At 61.8% G+C, this 13,839-nt stretch carries 11 protein-coding genes; 5 read left to right on the top strand and 6 right to left on the bottom strand.

The genetic code is table 11. From position 1 onward, the window contains the following. Positions 1 to 117: 117 nt before the first annotated feature. Positions 118 to 1,056 (bottom strand): choline ABC transporter substrate-binding protein, encoded by a 939-nt coding sequence (gene choX, locus FF124_RS02185; protein ID WP_138746832.1) that lies wholly within the window; start codon positions 1,054 to 1,056, stop codon positions 118 to 120. Between the two features lie 193 nt (positions 1,057 to 1,249). Between choX and betI the strand changes: the two genes are divergently transcribed. The 4 genes from betI to betA all read left to right on the top strand — a co-directional run bounded on the left by betI (position 1,250) and on the right by betA (position 6,867). Beyond that, positions 1,250 to 1,840: a transcriptional regulator BetI gene (gene betI, locus FF124_RS02190; protein ID WP_281285220.1), complete on the top strand. Its 591-nt coding sequence runs from the start codon at positions 1,250 to 1,252 to the stop codon at positions 1,838 to 1,840. After that, complete coding sequence (betC, locus tag FF124_RS02195) at positions 1,837 to 3,354, top strand: choline-sulfatase (RefSeq protein WP_138746834.1); 1,518 nt, start codon at positions 1,837 to 1,839, stop codon at positions 3,352 to 3,354. The genes betI and betC overlap by 4 nt, the downstream gene beginning before the upstream one ends. A 48-nt stretch (positions 3,355 to 3,402) precedes the next feature. Next, positions 3,403 to 4,860, top strand: coding sequence for a betaine-aldehyde dehydrogenase (betB, locus tag FF124_RS02200; RefSeq protein ID WP_138746835.1), 1,458 nt, complete (start codon positions 3,403 to 3,405; stop codon positions 4,858 to 4,860). Between the two features lie 327 nt (positions 4,861 to 5,187). After that, a complete protein-coding gene (betA, locus tag FF124_RS02205; RefSeq protein ID WP_138746836.1) occupies positions 5,188 to 6,867 on the top strand; it encodes a choline dehydrogenase in 1,680 nt (559 codons plus the stop codon). Between the two features lie 15 nt (positions 6,868 to 6,882). On the opposite strand, the gene FF124_RS02210 is transcribed toward betA, so the two are convergent. The 5 genes from FF124_RS02210 to FF124_RS02230 all read right to left on the bottom strand — a co-directional run bounded on the left by FF124_RS02210 (position 6,883) and on the right by FF124_RS02230 (position 12,165). Further along, positions 6,883 to 7,728: an ABC transporter ATP-binding protein gene (locus FF124_RS02210; protein ID WP_138746837.1), complete on the bottom strand. Its 846-nt coding sequence runs from the start codon at positions 7,726 to 7,728 to the stop codon at positions 6,883 to 6,885. Continuing rightward, positions 7,725 to 8,570: an ABC transporter ATP-binding protein gene (locus FF124_RS02215; RefSeq protein ID WP_138746838.1), complete on the bottom strand. Its 846-nt coding sequence runs from the start codon at positions 8,568 to 8,570 to the stop codon at positions 7,725 to 7,727. Before FF124_RS02215 ends, FF124_RS02210 begins: the two co-directional genes overlap by 4 nt. 4 nt (positions 8,571 to 8,574) lie before the next feature. Next, complete coding sequence (locus FF124_RS02220) at positions 8,575 to 9,483, bottom strand: ABC transporter permease subunit (protein ID WP_138746839.1); 909 nt, start codon at positions 9,481 to 9,483, stop codon at positions 8,575 to 8,577. A gap of 10 nt (positions 9,484 to 9,493) precedes the next feature. Next, positions 9,494 to 10,501, bottom strand: a complete 1,008-nt coding sequence (locus tag FF124_RS02225) for an ABC transporter permease subunit (protein WP_138746840.1) — start codon at positions 10,499 to 10,501, stop codon at positions 9,494 to 9,496. A gap of 68 nt (positions 10,502 to 10,569) precedes the next feature. Then, positions 10,570 to 12,165: an ABC transporter substrate-binding protein gene (locus tag FF124_RS02230; protein WP_138746841.1), complete on the bottom strand. Its 1,596-nt coding sequence runs from the start codon at positions 12,163 to 12,165 to the stop codon at positions 10,570 to 10,572. A 728-nt stretch (positions 12,166 to 12,893) separates the two neighbouring features. Here FF124_RS02230 and FF124_RS02235 point away from each other — a divergent pair. Continuing rightward, positions 12,894 to 13,796, top strand: coding sequence for an NUDIX hydrolase (locus FF124_RS02235; RefSeq protein ID WP_138746842.1), 903 nt, complete (start codon positions 12,894 to 12,896; stop codon positions 13,794 to 13,796). The last annotated feature ends 43 nt before the right edge of the window (positions 13,797 to 13,839 follow it).

Raw genomic sequence — 13,839 nt, forward strand, 5'->3', positions numbered from 1 at the left:
GCCACGGTCTTGACCATGGCCGCACCGCCGCCTTTGCCGGGCGACGGATCGCATCATTGATGAAGAGATAAGGAAAGGCCCGGAAACGCCTTCCGCCGTTCCGGGCCCTTTGTGCCTTTAAAGGCCGAGAGAGGCCTTGACCGCCGGCAGTCCCGGCTCGCCGGACGTAGTGGTCACGCCCTCCAGCCAGGCGTCGAGCGCATCGGGATTGGCCTTGATCCATTCTGCGGTGGCATCGCCCTCGTTTTCACCCTCATCAAGGATCTTGCCCATGATCTCGTTTTCCATGGCCAAGGAGAATTTCAGGTTTTCGAGAAGCTTACCGACATTCGGGCATTCGTCGGCAAAGCCCTTGCGGGTGACAGTGCGCACGATGCCTTCGCCACCGAAGAAATCCTCGCCGCCGGTGAGATATTCCAGCGAATAATTGGCGTTCATCGGATGCGGTTCCCAGCCGAGGAAGACGATCGGCTGTTCCTGGCGATACTTGCGGCCGACCATGGCCAGCATGCCCTGTTCGGAGCTTTCGACAACCTCGAAATCCTTCAGTCCGAACTTGTTCGCCTCGATCAGCGAAACGAGATAGGCATTGCCCTCATTACCCGGCTCGATGCCGTAGATCTTGTCGTCGAGTTCGTCGCCGAACTTGGCGATGTCGGCATAGGTCTTCAGACCCTTCTCATAGGTATAGGTCGGCACGGCGAGCGTGTATTTGGTGCCTTCCAGATTGGTGGCGACGACATCGATCTCGCCTTCGTCGGTGTAGGGGGTAATGGCGCTTGTCTGCGCCGGCATCCAGTTGCCGAGGAAGACATCGACATCGTCACTCTTCAGCGATGCGAAGGTGACCGGAACGGAGAGAACCTTGACGTCGACCTTGTAACCGAGACCTTCCAGCAGATGCTTCGCCGTCGCCGTGGTGGTGGTAATGTCCGTCCAGCCGACATCGGAGAAGCTTACGCTGTCGCAGGCCGTTTCCTGGGCTGCCGCGGCGCCGGCGGAAAGGGTTGTCGCGGCGGCGAGCGCGGCGAGGATCATTCGGAAGTTATCAGACATGTCAGCGTTCCTTTCGGGTCCGTTGCAAGATTGCCATTGCGCCTTGACCGGCGCGGCGAAAAACTGTTGGCTTCTTTGATTGATCAGTCAATCAATATAACATATGTTAATTCCTGTAAACGGCGAAGCAGGCAAAGTTGCATATTTCTTCGCCACCAAACGTCTCTGAGCATTTTTTCAGCGGGTTGAGCCGATGCCGAAAACCGGAATGGAAACGATCCGTCGCGATGCCCTTGTCCGGGCCGCGATCGAGGAAGTCGGCAAGGTCGGCATGGTCGAGGTCACAGTCGCGAAGATCGCGAAGCGGGCGGGCGTCTCGCCTGCGCTCGCGCACCATTACTTCGGCTCCAAGGACAAGATATTGTTCGCGGCCATGCGGCGCATCCTTGATGAGTTCGGAGCCTCGGTCAAGGCCCGCTACAAAAGCGCGCGCACGCCGGAGGAACGGCTTGCCGCCATCATCGAAGCAAGCTTCGGCCCCGACCAGTTCGATCCCGCCGTCGTTGCCGCCTGGCTCGCCTTCTATGTCCAGGCCCAGCGCAAGGGCGATGCCAGCCGGCTTCTCGCGATCTATGAAGCGCGGCTGCGCTCCAATCTTGTCTTCGCGCTGAGAAAGCGCGTCAGTCGGGACGCGGCACACCGCATCGCCACCGGTCTGGGCTCGATGATCGACGGGTTCTATCTGCGCGCGGCGCTGAAGGACTTCGGCAGCACCCGTCAGGGCGCCGTCGAGATGACCAGGGAATATCTCGAACTCACCCTTGCCAAGGAGATGTCCAAATGACCGCGCGGCCGAACATTCTCGTTCTCATGGTCGACCAGCTTGTCGGAACGCTGTTTCCGGACGGCCCGGCCGATTTCCTGCATACGCCGAACCTGAAGAAGCTTGCCGCGCGTTCGACGCGGTTCCAAAACGCCTATACCGGCTCGCCGCTCTGCGCGCCGGCGCGCGCCTCCTTCATGAGCGGGCAGCTGCCGCGCCGCACTCGCGTCTATGACAACGCGGCGGAATTCTCGCCGGATATCCCGACCTATGCCCATCATCTGCGCCGTGCCGGCTACCAGACATCGCTTGCCGGCAAGATGCATTTCGTCGGTCCCGACCAGCTCCACGGTTTCGAGGAGCGGCTGACCACCGATGTCTACCCGGCCGATTACGGCTGGACGCCGGACTACGGCAAGCCGGGCGAACGCATCGACTGGTGGTATCACAATATGGGCTCGGTCACCGGCGCCGGCGTTGGCGAGATCACCAACCAGCTCGAATATGACGACGAGGTCGCCTATGAGGCGGTGCGCAAGGTCTATGATCTCGGCCGCCGCAAGGATGACCGGCCCTTCATGCTGACCGTCTCCTTCACCCATCCGCACGATCCTTACGTGGCCCGCAGGAAATACTGGGATCTCTACGAGGATTGCGACCATCTGGAACCCGAAGTCGGCGCGATCGACTACGAGGCGCAGGACGGCCATTCGAAGCGGATTTTCGATGCCAATGATTTTCGTAATTTCGATATCACGAAGGAGGACATCCGCCGGGCGCGCCGCGCCTATTTCGCCAACGTCTCCTATATCGACGACAAGATCGGCGAGATCCTCGAGGCGCTCGAGGGCGTCGGGCTTTCCGAGGACACGGTGATCGTCTTCCTCTCCGACCATGGCGACATGCTGGGCGAGCGCGGCCTCTGGTTCAAGATGAGTTTTTACGAGGGCTCGTCGCGCGTGCCACTGATGGTGTCCGCCCCGGGTATGGAACCGGGTCTCGTCAGGACGCCGGCCTCGACCGTCGATATCGCCGCGACGCTGGCCGATCTCGCGGGTGTCGACATGGCAAGCGTCGCCCCATGGACCGACGGAGAAAGTCTTGTTCCCGTAGCAGCCGGACAGGCGCGAAAAATGCCGGTGCGCATGGAATATACGGCCGAAGCCTCGGAAGCGCCGCTGGTTTCCATCCGTGAGGGCCGGTTCAAGTATAATCACTGCGAGCTCGACGCGCCGCAACTCTTCGATCTTGAGGCTGACCCGCACGAGCTGACCAACCTGGCCGATGACCCTGCCCATGCCGAAACCGCTGCCGCCTTCGCGGCGAAGGTGCGCGAATACTGGGACATGGCCGCTTACGACGCGGAAATCCGCGAAAGCCAGGCGCGCCGTCACGTTGTCTACGAGGCGCTGCGTCAGGGCGACTATCACCCCTGGGACCATCAGCCGATGAAGGACGCTTCGGAGCGTTTCATGCGCAACCATATGGACCTCAACATTCTGGAGGCCAGCCAGCGCTGGCCGCGCGGCGAATAGGGCGTTTTCGTCCTCAAAACCAACGAACGCGAAAAGCGGAGATCAACAATGCATGTACAAGCCAGCCATTTCATCGACGGCGACTATGTCGAGGATACCGACGGCCGGGCCTTTGACAGCATCAACCCGGCAACCGGCGAGGTCATCGCGACGCTGCATGCGGCAACGCCCGCGATCATTGAGCGCGCCATGGCCGCTGCCGAACGCGGCCAGCGCGAATGGGCTTCATGGCTGCCGGTCGAGCGCGCCCGCGTGCTGCGACGGGCGTCCGACCTGATGCGCGAGCGCAATGACGCACTGGCGAAGCTCGAGACGCTCGACACCGGCAAGGCCATTCAGGAAACGCTGGTCGCCGATCCGGCTTCGGGTGCTGATGCGCTCGAATGGTTTTCGGCCCAGGCCGCCGGTCTTTCCGGCGAAAGCGTGCCGCTTGCCGAGGGCTTTGCCTATACCAAGCGCGAGCCGCTCGGCATCTGCGTCGGCATCGGCGCGTGGAACTATCCGATCCAGATTGCCGCATGGAAGGCCGCGCCCGCGCTTGCCTGCGGCAATGCCATGGTGTTCAAGCCGTCAGAAATGACGCCGCTTTCGGCCCTGAAACTTGCCGAAATCCTGATGGAGGCCGGCGCGCCGAAGGGGCTTTTCAACGTGGTGCAGGGCTTTGGCGATGTGGGTGCTGCCCTTTCAACCCACGCAAAGACCGCAAAGGTTTCGCTCACCGGTTCGGTTCCGACGGGCGGCAAGGTCTATGCGGCAGCGGCCTCCGGCATGCGCCACGCGACGATGGAGCTTGGCGGCAAGTCGCCGATGGTCGTGTTCGAGGATGCCGATCTGGAGGATGCCATCGGCGGCGCGATGCTCGGCAATTTCTATTCCACCGGTCAGATCTGCTCCAACGGCACCCGCGTCTTCGTGCAGAAATCCATTCTGGAAGCGTTTCTTGCCCGGCTTGTCGAGCGCACGAAGACGATCCGCCTCGGCGATCCGCTGGATCCGGTAACCCATCTCGGCCCGCTGATTTCCGAGGAGCAACGCCGCAAGGTGCTGTTCTATATCGAGGCGGGAAAGAGCGAGGGCGCACGGCTTGTGACCGGCGGCGGCGTTCCCGAAGGCGAGGCCTTTGCCAGGGGCGCCTATATCGAACCCACGGTCTTTGCCGATGTCACGGACGATATGACGATCGCGCGCGAGGAGATTTTCGGGCCGGTGATGAGCGTGCTGACGTTTGACACCGAAGATGAGGTGATCGCCCGCGCCAATGACACGCCCTTCGGTCTCGCCGCCGGCGTCTTCACCCGCGATCTCGCACGCGGCCACCGCGTGGCAGGCGCGCTTGAAGCCGGCATCTGCTGGATCAACACCTATAATCTGACGCCGGTCGAGATCCCCTTCGGCGGCGTCAAGCAGTCGGGCTTCGGCCGGGAGAACGGGCGCGCGGCGATGGAATTCTATTCGCAGCTGAAGACGGTTCAGGTGGCGCTGGGCAAGGTCGACAGTCCGTATTGAGGAGGGTGGTGCCTGAGCGCCACCGATTCCCCCCCTTGAGAGGGAGAGGTGGAAGGGGGCTTTTTTCACGACGGGCCCTCCTTCTCATTCGGCGTCATCCTCGGGCTTGACCCGAGGATCCAGCCAGGTCTGTCGCGAGCGGAGTAGGCAGTTTTTTGCTGTGAAATACCCTAGCGGGACAGCCGGTACGCGTCTCGTATGGAACGGTGATTAGATCCTCGGGTCAAGCCCGAGGATGACGCAGAGAAGGGGGAGAGGGTGTCAGGTAGCGAGGGGGCGGTTAAACGCCGCAAGCGGCGCCTCGTAAAACATTTGCCCGCCGCGGCAATGAAAGGTTCGAAATTGACTGAAGCAGATTTTGTCATTGTTGGTTCCGGTTCGGCAGGTTCCGCCATGGCCGCACGGCTGTCGGAAGACGGCAGGCACTCCGTGCTGGTGCTGGAATTCGGCGGGACCGATATCGGCCCCTTCATCCAGATGCCGGCAGCCCTTTCCTACCCGATGAACATGAAGCGTTACGACTGGGGTTTTGTCTCCGAACCCGAGCCGTATCTGGGCAACCGCCGGCTGGTGACCCCGCGCGGCAAGGTGATCGGCGGCTCGTCATCGATCAACGGCATGGTCTATGTGCGGGGACATGCGCGCGACTATGACCACTGGGCGGAATCGGGGGCTGCCGGCTGGGGCTATGCGGACGTGCTGCCCTATTTCAAGCGCATGGAGCACTGGCACGAGGGCGGCCATGGCGGCGATCCGTCCTGGCGCGGCAAGGACGGCCCGCTGCATGTGACGCGCGGCCCGCGCAGGAACCCGCTGTTTCATGCCTTTGTCGAGGCGGGCAGACAGGCGGGCTTCGAGACGACCGGGGATTACAACGGCGAGAAGCAGGAAGGCTTCGGCCCGATGGAGCAGACGGTGTGGAAGGGCAGGCGCTGGTCGGCGGCCAATGCCTATCTGAAGCCGGCGCTCAAGCGACAGAATCTCGATCTGATCCGCTGCTTCGCCCGCAAGGTGATCATCGAGGATGGCCGCGCCGTCGGCGTCGAGGTGGAGCGCGGCGGCCGTGTCGAGACAATCCGCGCGCGCCGCGAGGTCATTCTGGCGGCGTCCTCGATCAACACGCCGAAAATGCTGCTTCTTTCCGGCATCGGCCCGGCAGCCGAGCTCGCCGAGCACGGCATTCCGCTTGTCGCCGACCGCCCCGGCGTGGGCAAGAACCTGCAGGACCATCTGGAAGTCTATATCCAGCAGGCCAGCACCCAGCCGATCACGCTCTACAAGCACTGGAACATCTTCGGCAAGGGGCTTGCCGGCGCGCAATGGCTGTTCTTCAAGACCGGCATCGGCGCCTCGAACCAGTTCGAGAGCGCCGCCTTCGTGCGCTCGCGCGCCGGAGTCGACTATCCGGATATCCAGTATCATTTCCTGCCGATGGCGGTGCGCTATGACGGCACGGCACCCGCCGAAGGCCACGGCTTCCAGGCCCATGTCGGGCCGATGCGCTCGCCATCGCGCGGCGCGGTGACGCTGAAAAGCGCCGATCCAAGGGACGCGCCGAAGATCGCCTTCAACTATATGAGCCACGAACAGGACTGGGCGGACTTTCGCCGCTGCGTGCGCCTGACGCGTGAAATCTTCGCGCAGCCCGCCTTCGACCCCTATCGCGGCAAGGAGATCCAGCCGGGCGGCGATGTTCAAAGCGATGACGAGATCGATGGCTTCATCCGCGAACACGCCGAAAGCGCCTACCACCCCTGCGGCACAGCGAAGATAGGCCGCGCCGATGACAAGATGGCGGTGGTCGATCCCGAATGCCGGGTGATTGGCGTCGAGGGCTTGCGGGTTGCCGACAGCTCGGTCTTTCCGCGCATCACCAATGGCAATCTCAACGCGCCGTCGATCATGGTCGGGGAAAAGGCGAGCGACCATATCCTGGGTCGCCAGCCGCTCGCGCCGGAAAACGCCGCGCCCTGGCTCAATCCGCGCTGGGAGACGTCAGACCGCTGATATTCGCCGGCAATATCAGTTGCCGGCAGCCATTTTCGCCTGTTTGGCGGCAAGGCGCGCGCGGATGCTTTCGACATCGGCGCGCGGCGTCGCCTTGAACAGGGTCTGGGTATATGCGTGCTGCGGATCGGTGAACACCTGATCGCGCGAGCCGCGCTCCACGACCTCGCCGAAATACATCACCATGATTTCGTCGCAGATATAACGCACCACGGAAAGATCGTGGCTGACGAAGATATAGGTGAGGTTGAACTCGTCCTGCAGGTCGGCAAGCAGATTGAGGATCTGGGCCTGGACCGACAGGTCGAGCGCGGAAACCGGTTCGTCCAGCACCAGAAGAGACGGGTTGAGGATCAGCGCGCGGGCAATGGCGATGCGCTGGCGCTGACCGCCGGAAAACATGTGTGGATAGCGGTCGAAATGCTCCGGTCCGAGACCGACCTTTTTCAGGAGATCATGGGCCCTGTCGCGCCGGTCCGTTGCCGAATAATCGGTGTTGAGCAGAAGCGGCTCCATCAGAACGTCGCCCACCTTCTGGCGCGGATTCAGCGAGCCATAGGGGTTCTGGAACACGATCTGCACCTTGCGGCGCTGCTCCGGCGTCGGCCGCGTGCCGGAAATGTCGACCTTCTGGCCTTCGATCGTCAGTTCGCCGTCCGTCTGCGCATCGATCATGGTGATGATGCGGGCAAGGGTGGACTTGCCGCAGCCCGATTCCCCCACGAGCGCCAGCGTCTTGCCGCGCTCGACGGAGAAATCGACGCCCTTCAGCGCCCGCACCGTGCGGGCCTTGTGGAACATGCCGCCCGGCACGATGTAGTCGCGGACGATGTTCTTTCCCTCTGCGACGATCTCGCTCACAGCGTCTCTCCCGTAAAGTCGGCCGAATAGTCGATGGTCGGCAACCGGTCGCCGGTGGCGTTTTCCGGCAGGGCGGACAGCAGCGCCCGGGTATAGGCGTGCTTCGGCTTTTCAAACAGCGACAGCACGTCCGCCTCTTCCATCTTGCGGCCCTTGTATTGCACTACCACCCGGTCGGCGGTCTCGGCGACGACGCCCATGTCGTGGGTGATCATGATCATCGCCATGCCGGTTTCCGCCTGCAGGCGGGCGAGCAGTTCGAGGATCTGTTTTTGGATCGTCACGTCGAGCGCCGTGGTCGGCTCGTCGGCAATCAGCAATTTCGGCGAGCAGGCCATGGCGATCGCGATCATGATGCGCTGGCACTGGCCGCCCGACATCTGGTGCGGATAGGCCTTCAGCCGGTCTTCCGGGTTCGGCAGACCGACGGCTTCCAGCAGTTCGACGGCGCGCTTGTGACGCGCCTTCTTGTCGAGATCGGTATGCTGTTTCAGCACTTCCTCGATCTGGAAGCCGGCGGTGAAGCACGGGTTGAGGCTGGCGATCGGCTCCTGGAAGATCATCGAGATGTCTCGGCCGATGATCTTGCGTCGTTCCTTCGCCGGCATGTCGACGATGTCGCGGCCCTCGAAGGCGATGCGGTCGGCCGTCACCCGCGCTGTCGTCGGCAAAAGCCCCATGACCGCGAGCATGGCAACCGACTTGCCGGAGCCGCTCTCGCCGACAATGGCGAGCACCTCGCCGCGATCGATGCGGTAGGAGGCGTTGTGCAGCACCGTGGTTTCGCCGTTTGCGGTCGGAAAGCTGACGGAAAGGTTCTGAACGTCGAGTAGCGGTTCCATGTCTCTAGCTCCGCTTCAGCTTGGGATCGAGTGCATCGCGCAACCCGTCGCCCACAAGATTGATCGCCAGCACGGTGATCAGGATGGCAAGGCCGGGGAAGGTGACGACCCACCAGGCGCGCAGGATGAATTCGCGCGCTTCGGCCAGCATCGTGCCCCATTCCGGCGTCGGCGGCTGGGCGCCCATGCCGAGAAAGCCAAGCGCTGCGGCCTCCAGGATGGCGTTGGAGAAGGAGAGTGTCGCCTGCACGATCAGCGGCGCAAGGCAGTTCGGCAGAATGGTCTTGAACATCAGCCGAAAATTGCGGGCGCCGGCAACGCGGGCGGAGACGACATATTCACGCTTTGCTTCCGCCATCACCGCCGCGCGGGTCAGTCGGGCGAAATGCGGCTGCAACACGAGCGCGATCGCGATCATGGCGTTGAACAGGCCGGGGCCAAGGACGGCGACCAGCACCAGCGCCAGCAAAAGCGGCGGGAAGGCGAGGATCACGTCCATGACGCGCATGATCGCGACATCGACCCAGCCCCGGAAAAAACCGGCGACAACGCCAAGCGTGATGCCGAGGAGAAGCGCGATCGAGACGACGATCAGGCCGATCGCCAGCGAATAGCGCGAACCATAGATGAGGCGCGAGAGAATATCGCGACCGACCGCATCCGTTCCAAGCGGGAAGTTGAGCGTCCCGCCCTCCTGCCAGAAGGGCGGCGTCAGAAACATGTCGCGATATTGCTCAATGGGGTTATGCGGCGCGAGCAGCGGCGCAAAGACTGCCACCAGCACCAGAAGAATGATGATGACAAGGCCGACGACGGCGCCCTTGTTCTGGCTGAAATAGTGCCAGAACTCGGAAAGCATCTGCAGGCGGATATTTCGTTTTTGGACCGGCTGGCCCAGCGTGCTGTCTGACATGGCTGAGCTCCTACTGGTGGCGGATACGGGGGTTGATCAGACCGTAGAGCAGGTCGACCACGAGATTGACGAACATGACGAGGGCGGCAATCAGCACCAGCCCGCCTTGCACGACCGGATAGTCGCGCCGGGAAATCGAATCGATCATCCACTTGCCGATGCCCGGCCAGGAGAAGATCGTCTCCGTCAGGATCGCCCCGGCCATCAGCATGCCGACCTGCAGGCCGATCGTGGTGATGACGGGGATCATCGCATTCCTGAGCGCATGGACGCCGATGACGCGTTTTGCCGAAAGCCCCTTGGCGCGCGCCGTGCGCACATAGTCCTCGCCCAGGACTTCAAGCATGGCTGATCGCGTCTGCCGCGCGATGACGGCGAGCGGGATCGTGGCCAGCACGATGGACGGCAGGATAAGGTGGGAAAGCGCGGAGGTAAACGCGCCTTTTTCGCCCGAAAGCAGCGAGTCGATCGTCATGAAACCGGTGACGGAAGGGAAATAGTAGAGCAGCGAGATCCGGCCCGAGACCGGCGTCCAGCCGAGGATGCCGGAAAACAGGATGATCAGCAGCAGGCCCCACCAGAAGATCGGCATGGAATAGCCGGTGAGCGCGATCCCCATGGTCGCCTGATCGAAGACCGAGCCGCGCTTGACGGCCGACAGGATGCCGGCGGGGATGCCGATGATGATCGCCAGCAACATGGCGCAGATCGCCAGTTCGGCGGTCGCCGGAAACAGGTTCAGGAATTCCTGAAACACCGGCTGCTTGGTCGAGATCGAGATGCCGAAATCGCCGTGCAGCAGACCCCAGACATAGTCAAGATACTGCACCACGATCGGGCGATCATAGCCGAACTGATGGAGAAGCGCCTGATAACGGTCGGGATCCATGCCGCGTTCGCCGGCCAGAAGCAGGACGGGATCGCCGGGCAGGACACGCACAAAACCGAAGGCAACAATGGTGATCCCGATAAAGGTCGGGACGATCAGCAGCAGCTTGCTGAAGAGAAATCTGAGCATAATGCGTCTTACGCCTTGATTGCGAAGGGGCCGGGTTGGACCGGCCCCAAAGCTTTTAAAGTCTGTTCTTATTCGTTGATGGTCACATCATCGAAGCGGTGGTAACCCAGCGGATCCATGACGAAGCCTTCGACCGAAGTCGACATCGGCATGAACACCTTCGAGTGGGCAATCGTATTCCACGGCGCCTGTTCCTTGAAAACGACCTGAGCCTGCTTGTAAAGCTCGGTACGTTCTTCGGTATCGGACGTGACCTTGGCCTTCTGGATCAGATCCTCGAAGGGCTGGTAGCACCACTGGGCGCGGTTGGAACCGCCAACGGCATCGCAGCCGAGCAGAACGGCGAGGAAGTTGTCCGGGTCGCCATTGTCGCCGGTCCAGCCCAGAAGCACGGCGCCGTCGCGGTCTTCAGCCGACGAACGGGCCAGATATTCGCCCCATTCATAGGAGACGACTTCGGCGTCGACGCCGACTTCCGCCAGGTCGGCCTGCATCAGCTCGGCCATACGACGGGCGTTCGGGTTATAGGGACGCTGCACCGGCATAGCCCAGATCTTCATGGAAAGATCGGTCACGCCTTCTTCTTCCAGCATGGCCTTTGCGGCTTCCGGATCGTAGGGGTCGTCCTGCACCTCGTCATTATACGACCACATGGTCGGCGGGATCGGGTTCTTGGCCACTTCGCCGGCGCCCTGGAACACCGATTCCAGAATGGCCTGCTTGTCGATCGCCATGTTCAGCGCCTTGCGAACCTTCGGATTGTCGAAGGGGGCCATCTTGGTGTTGTAGGCGAGGTAGCCGACGTTCAGACCTTCCTTTTCCATAACGGTCAGGTCGTCATTGGCTTCCAGCGCTTCCAGATCGGCAGGCGACGGATAAGGCATGATGTGGCATTCGCCGGCTTCCAGCTTCTGGCGGCGCACGGCGGCATCGGTGGTGATCGCGAAGATCAGATTGTCGAGTTCTTCCTTACCCTTGAAATAGTCCGGGTTTGCCTTGTAGCGGATGACGGCGTCCTGCTGGTAGTTCACGAAGGTGAACGGACCCGTGCCGACCGGCTTCTGGTTGAACTGCTCCATCGTGCCGGCTTCTTCGAGCTGATCGGCATATTCCTTGGAAACGATCGAGGCGAAGTCCATGGCGAGGTTGGCGATCATCGGCGCTTCCGGCCGGTTGAGCACGAACTTGACCGTCATGTCATCGACCTTGTCGATGCTCTTGATCAGGTCCGGCATCGACATGCCGTTGAAATATTCCCAGGAAATGCCCGGTGCATACTGGTACCAGGGGCTCTCTTCATCCATCTGACGCTCGAAGGAGAAGATGACGTCGTCGGCGTTCATCTCGCGCGTGGGGGTGAAATAGTCAGTGGTCTGGAACTTGACGCCCGGACGCAGGTGGAAGGTGTATTCCAGCCCGTCATCGGACACATCCCAGCTTTCGGCAAGACCCGGCTCGACTTCGGTGGAGCCGTGCTTGAATTCCGCAAGGCGATTGAATACCGCACGCGAAGAAGCGTCGAAGGTCGTGCCGGACGTATAGGGCGCCGGGTCGAAACCTTCCGGCGAACCTTCCGAGCAATAGACAAGAGTCTTTGCGCTGGCCGCACCGCCAAGCGCTACGAAGAAGCTCGTGGCGAGCGCCAAAGCCTTCAGTTTTTTCATCATTTTCCCCTTGTTGGTCATCGGACCGGTTTTCAAGACACCGGATCCTCCGTGAAACCCGCACGACCATAAAGAACATGTCAGCCGCAACGGATCAAAGCCGCATCTGCGCCAGCCGGCATCGTTACAGTTGCCCTGGCGCGCACGAAAGTCATGCGCATGGCCCCGTTCCCAACCACGGCCGCCACACTGATGGCGAGACTATCGTTTTTTTTTGACCATGCAATCAAAAAGCTTGTGCCCCGGCGATTTGAACAATCCGCAAGCGCCTGAAATAGCTTTCGAATTCACCAATTTCACGTTTTCGTAAAAATAAGGCTGTTTCGGCGCAATTCTATTTCCGCTGCACGGCTTTACTCTTTAGGATGATTGCTTTCCACAGTGGCGGCAAAAACCGATCCTGACGTGCAACAAATTGACGATATTCATCCTCAAGGACCGCGAACGCGACCCGCAATAAGCAACTCATCCGTCGATCGGCCGGTAGACGCGCAATAGCGGACGCTTTACTCCGATTTTACCAGAGGACCGCGCGAATATTCAAGGCGCGATCCCTTTCCCGGGCCCGGATGAAGTTCATGCCGCCGGAAGGTTTCCGGCAGAAGCGATGTTTGCGATCGATGAACGCATCCGTCCGCGCCTTGGGTCACGCTTCGTCTGATGTCATGCTTGGCGTTCCCGCCATTCGGTGTTACGCCCATGGGCAAAGCCCAACCAGCGGAGCGCCCGTGACCGAGGCCCTTGCCCGTCCAGAATTGATTGCAGTCTTGACCGCGCTGACGGATGACGCGCCGCGGGTGATGACCGTTGCGATGGGGAAGGCGCTGCCTTCCGGGCCGCTCGAAAGTGCGCACAGCAGCCTGCAGGCCGGGCTTCGTGCGTGGGTGGAAAACCAGACGGGTCATCCGGTCGGCTATCTCGAGCAGCTTTATACCTTCGCCGATCGCGATCGCGGTTTCGAGCCCGGCGCGCACCGGACGATCTCGATCAGCTATCTGGGCCTGGTGCGCGAACAGCCGCCGCCGGGAAGCGGCGGTCCGCTGTGGAAGGACTGGTACAGCTATTTCCCCTGGGAGGATCTGCGCGCCGGTCGCCCTGAAATCCTTGAACAGATAACGGACATGCTCAGCCAGTGGGCCGCGAGCGAACGGCCCGGCCGCGCGGCGCGCCGCCACCGGCTGGATTTTGCCTTTGGGCTCAACGGCATGGCCTGGAACGAGGAACTGGTGCTGCAGCGCTACGAGTTGATGTATGAGGCCGGGCTGATCGCCGAGGCAGGTCTTGCGCCGGCCTTCTGGTTCGGAAGGCCGATGGCCGCCGACCACCGGCGCATCCTTGCCACCGGCATTGCCCGCCTGCGCGCCAAGATCAAATACCGGCCGGTGATCTTCGAGCTCATGCCTGAATGCTTCACGCTGCTTCAATTGCAGAAGGGCGTCGAGGCGCTCGCGGGGCTAACGCTGCACAAGCCGAATTTCCGCCGCCAGATCGACCAGCAGCAGCTGATCGAAGAAACCGGCGAGACGACGAGCGGGACCGGCGGCCGCCCGGCCAAACTCTTCCGCTACCGCCATGCGGTGCGCGAGGAACGCGCCCTTTCCGGCTCGAGGCTGCCCGTCGCGCGGATGTGACGGGCGCGAAAGCCGCCGCTCTGCCCCCGCCGAGCAAAAAGCC

This window comes from Martelella lutilitoris (assembly GCF_005924265.1).
Lineage (GTDB): Bacteria > Pseudomonadota > Alphaproteobacteria > Rhizobiales > Rhizobiaceae > Martelella > Martelella lutilitoris.

Coding starts and splice junctions, on each gene's coding strand:
- choX (WP_138746832.1), bottom strand. CDS start 1,056: ATGTCTGATAACTTCCGAATGATCCTCGCCGCGCTCGCCGCCGCGACA.
- betI (WP_281285220.1), top strand. CDS start 1,250: ATGCCGAAAACCGGAATGGAAACGATCCGTCGCGATGCCCTTGTCCGG.
- betC (WP_138746834.1), top strand. CDS start 1,837: ATGACCGCGCGGCCGAACATTCTCGTTCTCATGGTCGACCAGCTTGTC.
- betB (WP_138746835.1), top strand. CDS start 3,403: ATGCATGTACAAGCCAGCCATTTCATCGACGGCGACTATGTCGAGGAT.
- betA (WP_138746836.1), top strand. CDS start 5,188: ATGAAAGGTTCGAAATTGACTGAAGCAGATTTTGTCATTGTTGGTTCC.
- FF124_RS02215 (WP_138746838.1), bottom strand. CDS start 8,570: ATGGAACCGCTACTCGACGTTCAGAACCTTTCCGTCAGCTTTCCGACC.
- FF124_RS02220 (WP_138746839.1), bottom strand. CDS start 9,483: ATGTCAGACAGCACGCTGGGCCAGCCGGTCCAAAAACGAAATATCCGC.
- FF124_RS02225 (WP_138746840.1), bottom strand. CDS start 10,501: ATGCTCAGATTTCTCTTCAGCAAGCTGCTGCTGATCGTCCCGACCTTT.
- FF124_RS02230 (WP_138746841.1), bottom strand. CDS start 12,165: ATGAAAAAACTGAAGGCTTTGGCGCTCGCCACGAGCTTCTTCGTAGCG.